This window comes from Pseudoalteromonas sp. SR41-1 (genome assembly GCF_014164015.1).
Lineage (GTDB): Bacteria > Pseudomonadota > Gammaproteobacteria > Enterobacterales > Alteromonadaceae > Pseudoalteromonas > Pseudoalteromonas distincta.
The window spans coordinates 1-17,606 of record NZ_JACJEK010000027.1 but is presented as its reverse complement, the minus strand read 5'-3'; the positions used below and the strand labels follow the sequence as shown (position 1 = coordinate 17,606).

At 38.8% G+C, this 17,606-nt stretch carries 14 protein-coding genes; 1 reads left to right on the top strand and 13 read right to left on the bottom strand.

Annotated elements, in window-relative coordinates:
* Positions 1-23 precede the first annotated feature (23 nt).
* The 8 genes from H5118_RS18770 to H5118_RS18735 all read right to left on the bottom strand — a co-directional run bounded on the left by H5118_RS18770 (position 24) and on the right by H5118_RS18735 (position 10,101).
* Positions 24-1,328, bottom strand: a complete 1,305-nt coding sequence (locus H5118_RS18770) for an AarF/ABC1/UbiB kinase family protein (RefSeq protein WP_182749686.1) — start codon at positions 1,326-1,328, stop codon at positions 24-26.
* A gap of 68 nt (positions 1,329-1,396) precedes the next feature.
* Positions 1,397-1,951 carry a DUF1439 domain-containing protein gene (locus tag H5118_RS18765; RefSeq protein WP_002960677.1) on the bottom strand — a complete coding sequence of 185 codons (555 nt, stop codon included), beginning with the start codon at positions 1,949-1,951 and terminating at the stop codon, positions 1,397-1,399.
* Positions 1,952-2,046: 95 nt separating this feature from the next.
* On the bottom strand, positions 2,047-4,728 hold the full coding sequence (locus tag H5118_RS18760; RefSeq protein ID WP_182749684.1) for a DUF349 domain-containing protein: 2,682 nt from the start codon (positions 4,726-4,728) through the stop codon (positions 2,047-2,049).
* A complete protein-coding gene (locus H5118_RS18755) occupies positions 4,718-4,999 on the bottom strand; it encodes a YeaC family protein (RefSeq protein ID WP_007378333.1) in 282 nt (93 codons plus the stop codon). Before H5118_RS18755 ends, H5118_RS18760 begins: the two co-directional genes overlap by 11 nt.
* Before the next feature lies 1 nt (position 5,000).
* A complete protein-coding gene (locus H5118_RS18750; RefSeq protein ID WP_002960680.1) occupies positions 5,001-5,327 on the bottom strand; it encodes a hypothetical protein in 327 nt (108 codons plus the stop codon).
* A gap of 139 nt (positions 5,328-5,466) precedes the next feature.
* On the bottom strand, positions 5,467-6,969 hold the full coding sequence (locus H5118_RS18745) for a sodium:alanine symporter family protein (protein ID WP_002960681.1): 1,503 nt from the start codon (positions 6,967-6,969) through the stop codon (positions 5,467-5,469).
* A gap of 378 nt (positions 6,970-7,347) precedes the next feature.
* Complete coding sequence (locus tag H5118_RS18740) at positions 7,348-8,475, bottom strand: M14-type cytosolic carboxypeptidase (protein WP_002960683.1); 1,128 nt, start codon at positions 8,473-8,475, stop codon at positions 7,348-7,350.
* A gap of 183 nt (positions 8,476-8,658) precedes the next feature.
* Entirely contained in the window at positions 8,659-10,101 is a 1,443-nt protein-coding gene (locus tag H5118_RS18735) for a glyceraldehyde-3-phosphate dehydrogenase (RefSeq protein WP_002960684.1), read from the bottom strand.
* A 174-nt stretch (positions 10,102-10,275) separates the two neighbouring features.
* Here H5118_RS18735 and H5118_RS18730 point away from each other — a divergent pair, with 174 nt between their 5' ends.
* The gene (locus tag H5118_RS18730; protein ID WP_024596170.1) at positions 10,276-11,076 is read left to right on the top strand and encodes a DUF2989 domain-containing protein; all 801 of its coding nucleotides are present in this window, start codon (positions 10,276-10,278) and stop codon (positions 11,074-11,076) included.
* A 238-nt stretch (positions 11,077-11,314) separates the two neighbouring features.
* Here H5118_RS18730 and ihfA read toward each other — a convergent pair whose 3' ends face one another.
* The 5 genes from ihfA to H5118_RS18705 form a co-directional block, all read right to left on the bottom strand.
* Positions 11,315-11,614 carry an integration host factor subunit alpha gene (gene ihfA / locus H5118_RS18725; protein ID WP_002960690.1) on the bottom strand — a complete coding sequence of 100 codons (300 nt, stop codon included), beginning with the start codon at positions 11,612-11,614 and terminating at the stop codon, positions 11,315-11,317.
* Between the two features lie 2 nt (positions 11,615-11,616).
* Entirely contained in the window at positions 11,617-14,004 is a 2,388-nt protein-coding gene (pheT, locus tag H5118_RS18720; protein ID WP_002960691.1) for a phenylalanine--tRNA ligase subunit beta, read from the bottom strand.
* A 15-nt stretch (positions 14,005-14,019) separates the two neighbouring features.
* Positions 14,020-15,000, bottom strand: coding sequence for a phenylalanine--tRNA ligase subunit alpha (gene pheS / locus H5118_RS18715; protein WP_182734245.1), 981 nt, complete (start codon positions 14,998-15,000; stop codon positions 14,020-14,022).
* A gap of 345 nt (positions 15,001-15,345) precedes the next feature.
* Positions 15,346-16,056 (bottom strand): DnaA regulatory inactivator Hda, encoded by a 711-nt coding sequence (gene hda / locus H5118_RS18710; RefSeq protein WP_002960693.1) that lies wholly within the window; start codon positions 16,054-16,056, stop codon positions 15,346-15,348.
* Positions 16,056-17,111, bottom strand: a complete 1,056-nt coding sequence (locus H5118_RS18705) for a DUF2066 domain-containing protein (protein WP_182696243.1) — start codon at positions 17,109-17,111, stop codon at positions 16,056-16,058. Before H5118_RS18705 ends, hda begins: the two co-directional genes overlap by 1 nt.
* Between the last annotated feature and the right edge of the window lie 495 nt (positions 17,112-17,606).

Here is a 17,606-nt window from a genome sequence, read left to right as displayed (position 1 = left end):
GCACTTACGCGTAAGTTAAAAAGCTATAAATAGTGCTTAAATAACGTTTTTACATCTATTTTTACACCTAGCCTTGCGGCTATTAAATAAAGTCCTGCAAGTTTTCGGTGAATAAATAACGCATCAACGGGCGGTGTATGCCATTGTTGAGATTGCGCACTAAGGGCAAGCCCTGCATTTTTAATTTTGAGCGCGAGTTCACTATTTTTAAAATCAAATTCCCCTTTTACTCTTAGCGGCTCGCACGCCATTAAAAATAAATCAATGACGTTGTTTTTATACTCATCAACTAAGTCATTTTTAAAATAACCTATGTGTGATGCCGCTTTAAGTACACCTTCTCGGTTGTTTTCGCTACCCGCTTTAAATAAGGCTAAGTACGCTAAGCTAAGCTCGGTTGATATTTCTCGCGTTGCACCAAAATCAAATAAAACAATTTTTTGTGTATCAAGCTGATAATGAAAGTTGGCAAAGTTAGGGTCGGTTTGAATTAATTTAAATTCAAACATTTCTTTAAAAAACAAATCAATCAGTTGCTCTGCAACAAAGCTTTTTTGACTATCTGGTAGCTCTGTAATGCTCTCAATAGGTTCTGCTTTTATATACTCCATAGTTAGCACTTGTTGTGTGCTGTGCTCTGGATATACGTTGGGTACTTTAAAGTGGGGATTAGTTGCTAATGCATTTTTATAACGTATTAAATACTGAGCCTCCCGCTTATAATCAGCCTCAGCTAATAACTGTGCCTTAGCCTCATTAATAAGTGGTTTAATATTAAGATCTTTTGGCAATAATCGAGAAATCGTTAATAACGAAATAACGTTATCGACATCACTTACTACACTTTTAGCAATACCAGGGTATTGAATTTTAACAGCAAGCTGCTCGCCATTTTCTTTATAAGCTAAATGAACTTGCCCTATAGAAGCCGCTGCAAAAGGTCTTAACTCAATATGAGAAAAACGCGCTAGCCACTCATCCCCCCATTGCTCTTTTAACACTTCAACAAGCTGCTTATGAGGCATTGGGTTCGCGTCTGAGCGAAGTAAAGCAAGTAACTGAGCTAATTCAGGACTAAGTAGATCACCGGCATCCATTGAGAGCAATTGCCCCAGTTTCATTGCTGCACCACGTAAATGTGATAGCTGTGTGGCTAGTTTTTCAATGTTTTTAGGTTGTAGTAGTAAGCTTTTATTATCCCAACCTTTACCAGTTAGCGCGCTCTTAGCACCATCAACTAACATGTTGGTAGCAACACCTGTGGCAAGTGAGCCTAATTTTGCAAAACGGGAAAGCCGAGAAGTGGGAACAGTACGAGGAGCCGCCATAATATTAAAACCTAATTAGCCTGAAAGTCAGGCTAATCAATACGTATATTGTAAGTAGGTAGATCTACTTATAGACGAGGTACTAGCTTAATTGCGCCTTCAACCACTTTCATATCAAGTGGAAGTTTACTAAGTAGCATCATTTTAGGGTCATCCATGTTTAATGTATAAACTGGGTTAACCGCTAAAAAAGCATTAATAACATCCATTGCTTGGCTATCAAGCGCACCTAAATTACCTTTAAAACCGCCGGCATCTACACTCGAATCAAGTAATTTAATATTACGTAAAAACACTGCTTTTTTCTCACTGTCGTAAAATGGGCTACCTTCAATTTGCAGCTTTAAACGCACAGGATATTTAAGAGCGAATGCATTAATTTCAGCGCTCGAATCGGCACCAAGCACAACAACATCGCGGTTATCAGGTCCAATGTTGACACTTAAGTCGTTTACATCAAACTGAACTGGTAAACCCATTAAGCTTACTTTTTCACTTAACTTTGGTAATTGCTTACCCAGTACAGATTCAACCTCTGAGTTAGTAAATGAATATACTGATATGCCTTGCGTGGTATTACAGGCAGTTAAAAATAACGCTGCAATAATAACTAAAATTCTCATGAGAACCCTTTTGTTTATGAATTAGTGATACATAAAAAAGCCGCTATTAAAGCGGCTTAGTAAAATAGTAACCAGCACATATTGTGCTGGTTTTATTAAGCTGCAAGTGTCGCTTTAAGTCGCGTTAGTGTGTCAGGTTCAACTGAACCGTCACTGAGCGCTAATAACTGTTTTAAATAATAGTTTAAATCAGCATGATCGCCACGATGTTTGTCATCTAGCATGGCTACTTGTTCTGCCATTCTAAGTGACTTATCGGTTGAACTTACGTTCGCTAGTATTTCCATGCGAGTAATAAGTTGCTCTTTACTTAATGTTGTTTTAAGCGGTGCTTGATACTGACTTGGTAACGCTTCATTGTTTTCAAGTGCAGTAATTAATGCATCTAAATTAGCTTGCTCAGATTTACTTGTAAGCAATGCAAGTTTATCTTCAATAGCAGCTAGTAGCTTAGTAACCTTTGGCGCTAACGATCTAAATTGCGTGTACCCTTTCACTTTTGTTTCTAGGTCGTGCAACTGCGCTCTTTGATTAACATCACTAAGTGCTGCTTCAAGCTCAGCAAGTTCTGCAATTGCTTGTTTATCTGACTCGTTTTGCTCGAGCTTTTGCTGCTCAAACTCACTACTACGCTTAGTAAATGTTTCATCGTTATACTGACGAAACTTTTGCCATAACGCATTTTCAGCTTTTAAACCAGCAAAGCCAATGGTTTGCCATTGCTGCTGCATTTGCTTCAACTCTTGGCAAGCAGCGGCTAAATCATCGCTTAGTGATAATTGCTGCGCTTTTTCTACTAGTTCATTTTTAAGTGCTGCATTACTTTTATGAAATGCGTTTAATAAAGCCAGTACTTGTTGTTGCTCATTTTTATAACGATCGTTTAGTGTACGGTATGTTTTAGGGTCAACTTTACCCACACTGCGCCACGCTTTATTTAAACGATTGTATTGGCTTTCATATTGTTTCCAATCAAAGTCATCCTCAGCAGTTGGCTGTAAATGGAGCGCATGCATGTCGTTAATAATACTTTCACGTTGTGCTTTTGATGCTTCGCGTTGCACTTCTTGCTCTGCGAAGTAACTACGGCAAGGCGCAAATAACAGCTCGATCTGTTCATCAAACTGCACGCCTTGTTGCTTTTCTTCATCTGTATCTAAACGACCTAACTCATTCCAACGTTTACGTAGCGCTTTTACTTGCTCTGCGCGTTGTTGTGGGTCTGTACACTCTTCGCTTACTAATGCACTTACTTCTTCTAATAAAGCTTTACGCTTTGGTGCTGCAGCGTATTTTTGCCAATCTTTCGCATCTGCAAGTTGCGCTTCAAGGTCTGCTTTTATGTTCACAAGTGGCTGCTGATATTGCTCAGTAAGTGTATTAAATAACTCTTCAAAGCCTTTAAACACGCCAAAAGCAACATTAAAACGACCTTCTTCAATTAGGCGCTTAACATCACGAGCTTTGCGCTTTGCTTGGCTTTGGTTTTTTTCAAGTGGCTTAACTAGCTCATTCATTGGTGCTAAAAATTGCTTTTTATGCCCATTTAACTGTGTTTTAAAGGTACTTTGCAGTGCGCCATCTAAAATATTCAAATGATTACGCGCTGCTTTAAAGCCATTATTAAATTCAGTTAGAGTTGCATCGTATTGTGCTAAATCCTCTGCTGGCTTAATTTCGCATAATGCTGCAAAAGCGAGTTTGTACTCTTTAATAGCCGTTGTTAGCTCGGGTAACTTAGCAACTTGAGTAAATAGTTTTTCTAACTTGCTTACAGCGAGTTTTGATTGTGCATTATTAGCAAGTTCTGTTTCGCTAATAGCTTGCTTAGCTTGCGCTACTTTTGCATCAAGCCAATCTTGTTGAATTTGCTCTGGAGTTTCAAGACCAAGCTGTAAGGCATTTTCAATTTCTTCACCTAAAGCTTCAAGTGTTGCAAGTGCTAATAATTGACGCTGTTGTTGCGCTAATTGCTGCTGCTCTTTGTCATGTACCGCTTTTAGCTGTTCAATGTGTGCATCTAACTTAGTGGTAATCGAAGTGTATTTTTCATCAAGAAGCTTTACACGTTCATCACTTAACCATTTAAGCTCAAGTGCTTGCCACTGGGCCATTAATTCGCCGGCTTGTGAATTTACAACACCAAAATCTGTTTTTTCACGTAAAGCATTTAACTTAGCTAAAATAACACGTGTTGCACTTTCAACCTGAAGTGGCATTTCAATTGCTAAACGCTCATTTTCAATATGCGTTTCAAGTGCTGCTTTTGCATCACCTTTTGCATGTTTTACTAATGGCTTAATTAATTGATGGGTAATAACAAGTTCAACTAACTGAGTTTGTAGCTCTTCGCTACCTTCTTTAAATGCTTTTTCTACTAATTTTGGATTTGCTAAACGTTTTAATAATTTAACGCGTACTTGCAGTTCTTTTTCTGCAAATGCTAACTTTTCGAGTGTTTTAACAGGTGCAAAACGCTCTATGTATTCACTTTTGATTTGCGCTGTTAGTGTACTTTCGCTATTTAAAACAGCATTAGATATTTGCAGCTCTGCTATATCTTTTAATGCTTGATCTTGTTTATACGCTTTCCACCATAGCGGCAAATTGTTTACCTTTTGCAGCGCTTTACGGCGAATTTCAGCTGAGCTATCTTCAAGTGCTAACGTGTTTAATATGGTTGCATCACGTTCAATGTCTAATTTTTCGATAGCATCAAGACGTACTTGTTGCTTTGGGTGTTTCCACTTAGGTGTAAAAAGGTGCTTAAAGATCATGTTCACTAAACCTAGCTATTTCGTTGTCTGATTTGAATTCTTTTTGTAGTTGAGCTTTTGTCTTTTGGATCATTTCACCATTAGCACCAATCGTAAATTGCTCGTTTGATTGAGCCACCTTTGCTTGATACAACATAACCAACTGCACTGTTTGTTGCTTTTGTTCATCTGATAAAACGGTACCGTCTGGCCACTTGCCAGTAGAAGCACCGTATTGTAAGCGTTCGAATAATTCGGGAGTAATATTTTGTACAAGATTGTCGATGTTCATGTCATTTTTTCTTTTTTAGAGTCACTAAAATAATACGATTTATAAGGTACCAGATACAGCCTATGCCTATTGCGGCAGTGTAAGCATACCACTGAAGTGTTTCTTCTTGCGGTTGTAAAAAGTACAAGCAGAAAAAACCACCTAAAAATAAGATAAGCGCCAAAAAGGAGTGATTTATAAACATCTGCTTTTTTTTAATTCGCTGTTCACGCTGAAGTTGTAAAACTTGCTCGTCGTTTAGCTCTGCAATGTTGCTTTCGCAATGCGGACATTGCTTATGTTTATCTGAAATTGATTTTGCACATTTTGGGCAACGAATAATCGCCATACTTCTCTCCATACTACGCATAAAAAAAGCGCCTTTCGGCGCCTTTATTGTACTTGTTTTATTTCTCGTTGTCTTTTTTGAATTCAAACCAACAACTGATTTAGGGGCTATAATTTTCTAAGTTGCCCACTAAGTTTAATTACTCAGCGTCTTTTGACTGTTTCTCTAGACGCTTTTCCCAAAACGAGGCGTTTTTAATCCCTAATTTAACTGGGTCAAATGTGATTTTTCCGCCTTTTTTCTTCTGATCCTCATAATCGCTCAAACATAACAAAGCTGGCTTAGCTACAAAGAAAATAGCTAAAATACCCAATATGTTAATCCAAGCCATTAAGCCAACGCCAATATCTCCAATAGTCCAAATATAACCTGAATTATTAACCATACCGTATGCAACCATGAACATGATCACAAATTTCACAAGGACAAGCGGGATATTGCCTTTAAAGTAACGATTTAAGTAAGCAATATTTGTCTCTGCAATGAAGTAATAAGCAAGTATTGTGGTAAAGGCAAAGAAGAATAATGCAATACCGACAAATGCTTGTCCAAAGCTGCCAAATACACTAAATAAAGCCATTTGAGTAAAGGCTGCTGAGCCTACTTCAGTGGCTGCATCGACATTTTGTACAATAAACTGTCCTGCTGGTAAATCACCCACAACATTATATTGCTGCGTTATTAAAATCATTAATGCTGTTGCAGTACACACAAAAATGGTATCAACATAAACCGAAAAAGCTTGTACTAAACCCTGTTGAGCTGGGTGATCAACCTCTGCAGCGGCTGCAGCATGAGGCCCACTACCTTGGCCAGCTTCATTAGAATATATACCACGCTTTACGCCCCAACCAATAGCGGCACCAAAACCAGCCTGTGCAGTAAATGCATCACTAATAATTAAATAGAATATATCAGCTACTTTATCTAAATTTAAAAATACCACGATTAATGCCAGTACTATGTAACCCAGTGCCATAAATGGCACTACTACTTGCGTAAAGTTTGCAATACGCTTTATACCGCCAAAAATAATAAACGCTAAAACAATAAGGATGATTGCTAAAGCGACTAACTTAAAGCTACCTACGTCACCAAAGCTAGTAGTAACCATGTTGCCACTGCCAAACACTTGGGTAAACGCATTACCTACTGCATTTGCTTGTACACCAGGTAGAAAAACACCACAGGCAATAATCGCCGAAACAGCAAATAAAACAGCTAGCCACTTTTGCCCTAAACAACGGTCAAAATAGTACGCTGGGCCACCACGATATTGCCCGTCTTCTTCTGTTTTATAAATTTGGCCTAAAGTAGACTCTGCGTATGCAGTGCTTGCACCTAAAAATGCAACAACCCACATCCAAAAAATTGCGCCTGGCCCACCAAAGCCGATAGCGGCAGCAACGCCAGCGATATTACCAACGCCTACTCGTCCAGACAACGATACTGCAAGGGCTTGAAAAGATGAGATACCTTTATCAGACGTGTTAGGACTAAATAATAACTTACACATTTCTTTAAAATGTCTAACTTGAGCAAATCGAGTTAATACTGAATAAAACAAGCCTGCGCCTAGGCATAAATAGATGAGTGCATTACTCCAAACAACATCATTAACAGCACTTACAAAAGCTTCCATGGATATCCTCTATAGTTATATTTATTATTTTTAATTACGAGACTCTGCTTTAGCTACTACGCTACATAAGCTTTACGAAATAAGGTTTTACCTCTCCCGTCCCGACTCATGATTTAATTAATCTTAACTTAAGTAACCTAACTTTGTTAACACTTAATTTTCAAAATATATAATTACACACTTGGCGAAAGGCATTACATCTGTAGTATTTAAATGAAAGTAGATTGATTTGTACCGATACGGTGATGATACGCAGCGAAGAAGCGTTGAAAACGTTTTAAGAATAAAGCTGCTATATGATTATTATTTTTTATACAAAGGGTTTTATTAAAAGCAAAAAGGGTATCAAAACTATTGATACCCTTTTAGATAAACGTTTTATCTTAAATCATCAACAACATTAACAATAGCCGCTAATGTATCTTGACCAAATTGATACGAACGACGATCTGACCAGCCGTAATCTGGATCAGGTAAATCGTTGTTGTCTTTAAATGGCATTTCAATTGTGTACGTTAATGCTTTGAATTCTTCAGCCGTAGCTGATGAACCTACCGTTAGGTTAGCTTGACCTGGCTCATCTTTTGGATAGCCATGCTCATCTTGAAACTCAGGTGTAATAGTTAAAAGCGCAGCTTTAAAGCTATCTTCTAAACCTTTTAAGCGTTCATCGTAACTTGGAATACCTTCACTGCCTGCCACAAAGTTATATGGGATAGCTTCATCGCCGTGTATGTCTAAGTGCATATCTAAGCCAGCTTCGCGCATTTTATTAAGCACTAAGTAAACCTCAGGGCTATTTTCCATGCTTGGTGTTTGCCATTCACGGTTTAAGTTAACACCTTTAGCGTTAGTACGAAGATGTCCGCGTGCGCTACCGTCTGGATTCATATTAGGCACAACGTAAAAAACTGCTTTTGATAGAAGCGCAGCTGCATGTGGGTCTTCGTCATCAAGAAGTTTGTGCAGTAGACCTTCAACATACCATTGCGCCATTGTTTCACCTGGGTGTTGACGTGCTGTGATCCAAATGGTTTTCTTGTCTTCACTTGGCTCACCAATTTTAAGCACACTCATATCGCGGCCATCGAGTGTTTCACCAAGCGTTATTAATTGGCAAGCGCCTTGGCTTTGTGCCCAAGATAATAAATCTAAATGGCGGTCGTAACTGTATGGCGCAAAGTAAGCAAAATATACGCTGCCGCACTCTGGTTCAATTTCAAAGCTTAATGTGCCATTTTCATAGCTTGATGGTACACGAAACCATGTTTGGCGGTCATATGATGCAACGGCTTGGTACCCTTCCCAACCATCTGGGTAAGCTGATTTATCAAGCTCATTAATATTTAACTTATGCAATTGGTAAGGTGTTGTTTCAAGACGAAAGTGAAACCACTGATAAAATTCAGACTGGTGATCTTTATTAATTTCTAATTGAATATTTAAAGGATCGGTGGCTTCAATAACTTTGATATTACCACTGTCGAAATTGCTGCTGATTTTCATGAAAAAACCTTTAGGTTGAATAAGTTTATCTGCTTATTAATTCACAGAACTGACATTATTTTATAAATAGTAAAACGAATGTGCATCTTCTTAATTAAAGCCTATCACAAGGCATACGCTTTAAAAATAATACACGACCAAAAAAGCCAGCAACATGCTGGCTTTTAAGTCACTGCAAATAAATTAGCGAGGTAAGCTTGGGAATGACACTTCGGCCATATCGCGCATACAACGAACTACTTGGCAGCTGTAACCAAACTCATTGTCGTACCATACATATAAAACGATACGGTTATCTTCAACAATCGTTGCTTGTGAATCAACAACACCTGCGTAACGGCTACCTACTAAATCGGTAGATACAATTTCCGTTGATGCGGTGTAATCAATTTGGTCACGTAAGTCTGAATGAAGTGCTGTGTCGCGTAAAAATGCGTTTAGCTCTTCAACTGATGTGCTTGTTGCTAAGTTAAGATTTAAAATAGCTAGCGACACATTAGGTGTAGGTACGCGGATTGCGTTACCTGTTAATTTGCCTTCAAGCTCTGGTAATGCTTTTGAAACCGCTTTTGCAGCCCCTGTTTCAGTAATTACCATGTTAAGTGCTGCGGCACGGCCACGGCGCTCTGCTTTGTGGTAGTTATCAATAAGGTTTTGATCGTTCGTGTACGAGTGTACAGTTTCAACATGGCCATTATTGATACCAAACTTATCGTTTAATGCTTTAAGCGTTGGTGTAATTGCATTGGTTGTACAGCTTGCTGCACAAACAATTTTATCTTCAGGTAATATATCTTTGTTATTAACACCATATACGATGTTTTTGATATTGCCTTTTGCAGGAGCTGTTAATAATACTTTTGCAGCGCCCTTACACTCTAGGTGCTGGCCAAGGCCCGCTTCGTCTTTCCAAATACCGGTGTTATCAACAATTAATGCATTGTCGATACCGTATTGAGTGTAATCAATTTCGCTAGGAGAGTTAGCGTAAATAACTTGAATGTAGCTACCGTTAGCTTTAATTGCATTGCGCTCTTTATCAATCGTGATTGAGCCATTAAATGGACCATGAATTGAATCACGACGCAGTAAGCTTGCACGCTTTTCAAGATCCCCATCTTTACCACCACGCACAACAATAGCGCGCAAACGTAAATCTGAATATGGACCTGATTTTTCAATTAATAAGCGCGCTAATAAACGACCGATACGACCAAAACCATACAATACTACATCGCGTGGCTCTTTCGCTGGTGAGTCTGTTATTTCTGCAAGTTCATCTTTTACAAACTCTTCTACTGAACGACCTTTTGCGGCTTCAGTGAACAAATAACTATATGCAAGCTTACCAATATCAATACGTGCTGAGTTTAATTCCATTTTGCTGATAGCTTCTAAAAATGGGAAGCTTTCGCGCAAACGTAATTTAGTGCCTTCAAACTGAGCAACGGTTTTGTGAGATTTGATAATATCGATAGTACTGGCATTTACGAGAGGACGGCCATATACAGCGATTTCGATACCACGATTACGGTAAAGCTTACCAATGATTGGTTGCATGCTTTCTGCGTAATCTTGGCGCTCTTGCCAACTATTTGTGTATTCTAACTCGTGAGATGAGGTCATTTTATTTACCTAAGTTTATCATTTTGAACGGATAGCCTTTAAAAATGCACTATATTTTGAGAGTAATGCACTTCAGGCAGGGCTATTCTAATTTAAACTGAAGTTATTCTCTACTGTTAGGCGTTAAATGATTGCGTTAGAATAACAAAGTAAATATTCATTTGGGGTTAAGGAATGCTTAAAAAAGCAAGTGTACTATTGGGTTTGCTAACATTGGCAGGGTGTGAAGAGCCGTTAACACTCGCACAAGTGTGCAAAGAAACACCTGGCTTTTGTAGCGACTTAAACAAAGACAGTCACTGCAAGGATGAGCGTTCTGATGTAATTATCAAACGCTACATAGAATACAAAGACCCTACTGATGAAAATAAATACCAATTACTCAAGGACTTTGAATCTTATAACCAATGCATAACTTTGGCCGCTAAAATTGAACATATTAAGTTAAAAGCTAAAAAAACGTCTCGTATTGATGGTCAATTAACGAGTATTAAAGAAATGACTCGGTTATATCAAGATACCCAAAATACAAACCACCCAGGTTTGCTCTACTACCAATGGTCACGAAATAACAACCAAAGTGCGTTGACTAAATTATTGGCTATAGAAAATGATAAAAGTGTAACGCAAAGTGCCGAAATGCAATTTTTTTTAGCATCGTACTATATTAAATTTGATGATGAAAAAACCATTGATTTACTTTATAAAACTCTAGAGCTCAATAAAAAAGACAACATACCGAATCCGGAAGTGTATACATCACTTATTAGTCTTTTTTATAAACATGATAAGTTTAAGCACGCATATATATTTTCTAAAGTAGCGCAAATGTCGGGGATTGAAAATATTGATGTATTTGAAATTGAGCAGAAATTAGTCGCAAATGGTAAAAGCTTAGATAGCCTAGATGTACTTGCAGAGCAAACATTTCAGCAAATAATGGCAGGTGATTTTGTATCTCCTCGAGAGTTTTAATTTATAATCGCAAAAATAACCTAATACCAATCTGCTTATGTATGGGGTCTATTTAACGTTAAGGAAATTACGCTAGAACTAGGCAAAAATTTTGTATCTAGTTGTTCTAGATAAAGATATTTTAACGACGTTATAGTGTTATTTAATTCGTTAAATTGATCAAAGATTTATGCAGGTTGGTATAATTTAATAACTAGGTTATTCAGGCAAATAAAAAGGCAGCTTACGCTGCCTTTTTTTATTTTGCTTTGCTTGTGCCCACTTCTACGCGGGTTTTAAGCTTTTGACCTGGTCGAAAAGTCACCACGCGACGTGCCGAAATAGGAATATCTTCGCCTGTTTTCGGGTTGCGGCCTGGTCTTTCTTTTTTGTCTCGAAGATCAAAGTTACCAAATCCAGAGAGCTTAACCTGCTCGCCTTTTTCTAGCGCTGAGCGGATTTCTTCAAAAAACGCTTCAACTAAATCTTTGGCATCTTTTTTATTGATCCCGAGCTTTTCAAATAGGTGTTCAGCTATGTCGGCTTTAGTAAGCGCCATATCTAGTCCCTCAACGATGCATTAAACTGTTCGGCCAATTCGGCCACCACGTTATCAACTACTAGATTGATATCTTTCTCTTCGAGTGTTCTATCAACCGCTTGCAGTGTTAGAGCAATCGCCAAACTCTTATAATTTGGCTCAATACCTTTGCCCTTATACACATCGAATAAGTTTAGGTCAACCAATTGATTTCCGCCAACTTTTTCGATCACGCTTAAAATGTCGCCAGATTTAACGCTGTCTGCCACTAAAATCGCGATGTCGCGGCGATTTGAAGGAAATTTAGACACCCCTTCGGCTTGCGGTAAATTTCTTTTTTCTATTGCTGACATTTCAATTTCAAAAACAAAAGTTGCGTTGTTGATATCTAACGACTTTTGAGCTTGAGGATGTAAAGCACCAAAAAAACCAACCTTTTTACCATCAACATATATTACTGCTGATTGACCAGGGTGAAGCCCATCTGACTGCTCGGCTTTAATTTCAAAGCGAGTAATGTCATTGGTAATTGCAAGTAAGGCTTCAACATCACCTTTTAAATCGTAAAAATCAACATTGCGTTTTTCTTCAACCCAATGTTCACCATTTACAAGACCCGTAATAACACCGCCAATAACCGGTACTTGGTAAACACCATTTTCTGCACTTTCGTCGCTTATAAATTTAAGACCATGTTCGAATAAACGAATACGAGGCTGTTGGCGATTTTGGTTATACGCTACAGACGCTAATAAACCCGGCATTAAACTTACACGCATTGCTGACATTTCAATTGAAATAGGATGCGGTAATACCATTGCTTTACACTCTGGGTGTAAAATAGCTTGTGCTTTAGGGTCTACAAAGCTGTAAGTAATTGCTTCTTGGTAACCACGAGTCACTAACGTATTGCGGAACTTGCTAAGCGCAATAGTTGCTTCGTTATGTGTCGTCATTTTAAGTTTTGCAGTTGGTGCAACATTAGGAATGCTGTTGTAACCGTAAACACGTGCTACTTCTTCAATTAAATCTTCTTCGATGCGAATATCAAAACGGTAGCTTGGTACGTCCGCACTCCAGCTTTCATTTTCTACTTTAACATCAAGACCTAAACGCGTAAGAATGTCTGTTACTTTAGCATCTTCAATATGATGACCAATAACACGGTCTAAACGTGCACGACGAAGACGTACTTCAGTCACTTTTGGTAGTTTATCAGCCGCAACAGCTTCAACTACTGGACCTGCTTGACCACCCACAATTTCAAGAAGAAGTGCTGTTGCACGTTCCATTGCATCGTGTTGTAGAGCAAAATCAACACCGCGCTCATAACGGTGTGAAGCATCAGTGTGTAAACCGTAGCTACGTGCTTGTCCTGCAATTGCTACAGGATTAAAAAATGCGCTTTCAAGTAATATATCAGATGTTTTATCTGTAACACCTGATTGCTCCCCACCAAAAATACCCGCAATTGCAAGTGCTTTATTATGATCGGCTATCACAAGTGTTGTGTCGTTTAATTTAGCGGTATTACCGTCTAATAAAACAAGTTCTTCGCCTGCGTTTGCACTACGAACTTTAATACCACCTTCAATCGCATTTAAATCAAACGCGTGCATTGGGTGACCAAGTTCAAGTAATACATAGTTAGTAACATCAACTACAGGATCGATAGAACGTACGCCACTACGACGTAATTTTTCAACCATCCAAAGTGGTGTTTCAGCATCAAGGTTAATGCCCTTTATCACACGGCCAAGGTAACGAGGACATGCATCTTCGTTAACTAGCTCAATTGATACTTTGTCATCAATTGTTGGCGTAACCGCTGGGATATCTAATACATTTACGTCAATGCTATTTAAAACACCTACTTCACGAGCAAGGCCTTTAATACCTAAACAATCACCACGATTTGGTGTTAAGTCAACATCTATAATATTGTCATCAAGACCTAGGTAGTCACGTAAATCAGTGCCTACTGGTGCATCGCTTGGCAATTCCATAATGCCGTCGCCTTCTTCGCTAATACCTAGCTCAACAAAAGCACATAGCATTCCGTTTGAAGGTTGGCCGCGTAGTTTGGCTTTTTTAATTTTAAAGTCACCAGGAAGTACAGCGCCCACAGTTGCAACAGCAACTTTAATACCTAAACGACAATTTGGTGCACCACACACGATATCAAGTAGCTCATCGCCACCTACGTTAATTTTGGTAACACGAAGTTTATCTGCATCAGGGTGTTGACCACATTCAACCACTTCACCAACAACTACGCCATTAAATTTGGCAGCAGCAGGCTCAACACCATCAACTTCTAAACCAGCCATTGAAAGCTGTTCCGAAAGAGCTTGCGTATCAATAGCAGGATTAACCCACTCTCTTAACCACTTTTCACTAAATTTCATTTTATTGTTTCACTCTTAACGGAACTGGTTCAGGAATTTTAAGTCATTTTCGAAAAATGCACGCAAATCGTTTACGCCATAGCGCAACATAGTTAAACGCTCTACACCCATGCCAAAGGCAAAGCCGGTGTATTTTTCTGGGTCAATGCCCACAGACTTAAGTACATTGGGATGTACCATGCCGCAGCCTAGTACTTCTAACCACTTTCCGTCTTTACCCATAACATCTACTTCAGCTGAAGGTTCTGTAAACGGGAAGAATGAAGGACGGAAACGAATTTCCATATCTTCTTCAAAGAAGTTACGTAAAAAATCATGCAAAATACCTTTTAACTCAGTAAAGCTAACATCGGTATCAACCATTAAACCTTCAACCTGGTGGAACATTGGTGTATGTGTTTGGTCGTAATCGTTACGGTATACACGTCCAGGTGAAATAATGCGCAGTGGTGGCTGCTCAGTTTCCATAGTACGAATTTGCACGCCACTAGTTTGTGTGCGTAGTACTAATTTAGGATTGAAATAAAAGGTATCGTGATCAGCACGTGCTGGATGGTGCTCAGGGATATTTAGCGCATCAAAGTTATGAAAATCGTCTTCGATTTCTGGACCAGATTTAACTTCAAAACCTAACTCACCAAAAAAGCTTTCTATACGCTCAATAGTGCGCGTAACAGGGTGTAAACCGCCGGTAGGCATAACACGCCCAGGCAGAGTTACATCTATAGTTTCAGCAGCTAGCTTTTCTTCAAGTGCTTTACCTGCAAGCAATTCACGCTTTTCGTTAATAGCAGCTTGCACATCCTGTTTAGCTTGGTTTATAACTTGGCCTGCTTCTTTACGTTCTTCAGGTGCTATTTTACCTAACGTTTTAAGTAAGCTAGTGATTTCGCCTTTTTTACCAAGGTAATTAACCCTGATATCTTCTAACTGCGCTATTTCACTGGCACTGGCTACCGCCTCAAGTGCTTGCGCTAATATGTTTTCTAAGTTCATTCGATACCTGATCTTTCACAGAAGGTGATTGCTTAAGAGCGTGTTGGCCTTTCAAGATTGCTTTTCAACTGTGTGGTTGGCTATTAAATAAGGTTAAGCATTGGGCTGTAGTTTCCTACATAAGTCATGCAATAACCCTAAATAAAGACCAAACACGTGTTGTTCGAAGTGTTTATCTCGGAGGCTACGTTCTTTGTTGTTCGGGTTTTGCATATAAAAACTATGCTAATGTCCTCACGACGCGATTAAAGCACCCTTAAGTTAAACAAATTCCAATCAGGAAAGGTAAACACGCTCTGATAATAGCTTATGATAACTGAAAGCAGGGTCTAGATTCTAGACCTACTACAGCTTTAACGTTGATTTTATAAAAGGAATAGTTAATTTTCGCTGTGCAGCCATAGATGCATGATCTAATTTGTCGAGTACATCTAATAAAGCTCGCATATCACGGCTTAAACGGGTTAATAAAAAGCGTGCACACTCATCACTTAATTCAAGGCCGCGCATGTGAGCGCGCTTAACAAGTGCTTGTGCTTTATCGTCATCACTCATAGAACGAATTTGAAAGGTTGTTCCCCACGTTAAACGAGACTCTAAGTCAGGCAGAGATATATTGAGCATGCTCGGAAGTAAATCAGCAGTTACTACTAGCATTTTACCGGGTTCGTTAAACCGGTTAAAAAAGTTAAATAGTGCTTTTTCCCACGCATCATTCCCTGCAACTAAATGCACATCATCAATACATAGAACATCAAGCGCCTCTAACCCGTCTAATACCATAGGTCCAAAGTCAATTACTTCGCGCATAGACAGCAACATATTAGATAAGCCACGCTCTTGTGCTTTTATGCAGGTTGCATATAAAAGATGAGACTTGCCCGAATCACCTAAACCACATAGGTATGTATACTGAAACGTTTTTGCTAATTTGGAAAAGCTATCTTTTAGGTGATTAACCTCCAAAGAGTCTTCTCCCCCAAAATACGATGCAAATGTTTCGTCATCCGGTAAAGTAACCGGTAGTGCCATTTGCATCGGCTCAGACATTAGCATTATGGTGTTACCCATTGATACTCTAAGCTATTTTTATCAACAACATGATAAAATGCGCGTGGATCCTCATAATCTTTAAATGAAGAGTCTAGCCCTAACCCTTTTTTAAGATCACTCAAGTTACCAGTATGATTTAATTTAAATTCAACAAATTCCGGTGTTTTACGAACAATTTTGACTTGCGTAACAACACTTATGCTCAATAATCTTCGTTTCGCTAATTCTATATCAACAAAACTTTGTGTGCCTTTTAGCGTGAGCGTAGCAGTTGCTTGTTCATAATAAGCATTTGGGTCAATTGCATACTCGCTTGCAAGGCCTCGCGCTAAGGTGTCAATCATCTGGCTCACTATTTGCTGCTTATCGCCCGTTAATCTATTTGAATCAAATTGATCATCATTAGTAAAACGCCAATCTAAAATCCAATTTTCGCTATCTGCTTCTTTATACATTCTAGCTGTAATACTTCGCTCAGCGCTGTAGCGTCTAGAGGCCTCTTCTACTGGTTCTGAAAAGTTACCCCACACCTCAGGAATACCTACTAGACGTCGATCTTGTAAATCAAGTAATGGAACAACGACAGGTAAACCACGACGCCCTGCTTTGTCATAAATTAACTGCTCTAACTGCGGGTAACTTTCTTGTGTTACCAATTCTCTGCGCCAATTGTCTTCAATACCTAACCATATTGCGACTAATGGACGTTGTACTCCCCATAAAGGTAAGTTTAACTCTTTGATTAGCGCGTTGATCTTTCGAGCTTCAAATTTAACAACGAGTTTCAATTGTCCATTTGCTCTCTCGTCATATTCAAACTTAAGCATATAATCAGAAATATCTTTAGTACGTTGCTGCGCTAATTTATTTTGATCTGCAGTTTCATCACCGCTTACTTTCACTAAAACATTAAGCAAAGCTTTACGGCTCGCAGCTAATCGAGTATCTCGTGTTTTGTCATCCACTTTTAAAATATCTTGATATAGATCAGTTACTTCAACTGCCGACACAGAAAAACAAAATAAAATGGATATGGCGCTAATTAATAATCTATACACAGGCTGTTAGTTCTTGGTTTTAAACTGATTTGATCCTAAATCAAAGACAGTAACAAAGCAAAATTAAATTTGTTATCTAAGGAAATGAGAGTAATTAGCTTTTATAAAAAATAAAAAAGATTAAATTAACTTCAGGAGTCGCTAAGCTCACCCGACCTACGTGATGGTGTTGATGTGAATGTGTGTTAATTGCGCGCATTTCACTTTTCTGCAGACGTAAAAAAGCCCGACTATTTCTAGTCGGGCTCTCTACAATTTGAAGTCGGTGCGCTACGCAGTAGGATGTCGTAGTGCCCACAGCGGTAGAAAGTCACATAGTAAATGCTACACTATCTTTGTGGCGCGATATGAGTGTGTATTAATTGCGCGAATTTCACTTTTCTGCAGACGTAAAAAAGCCCGACTATTTCTAGTCGGGCTCTCTACAATTTGAAGCCTGGTAATGTCCTACTTTCACATAGCAAATGCTACACTATCATCGGCGCTGTTTCGTTT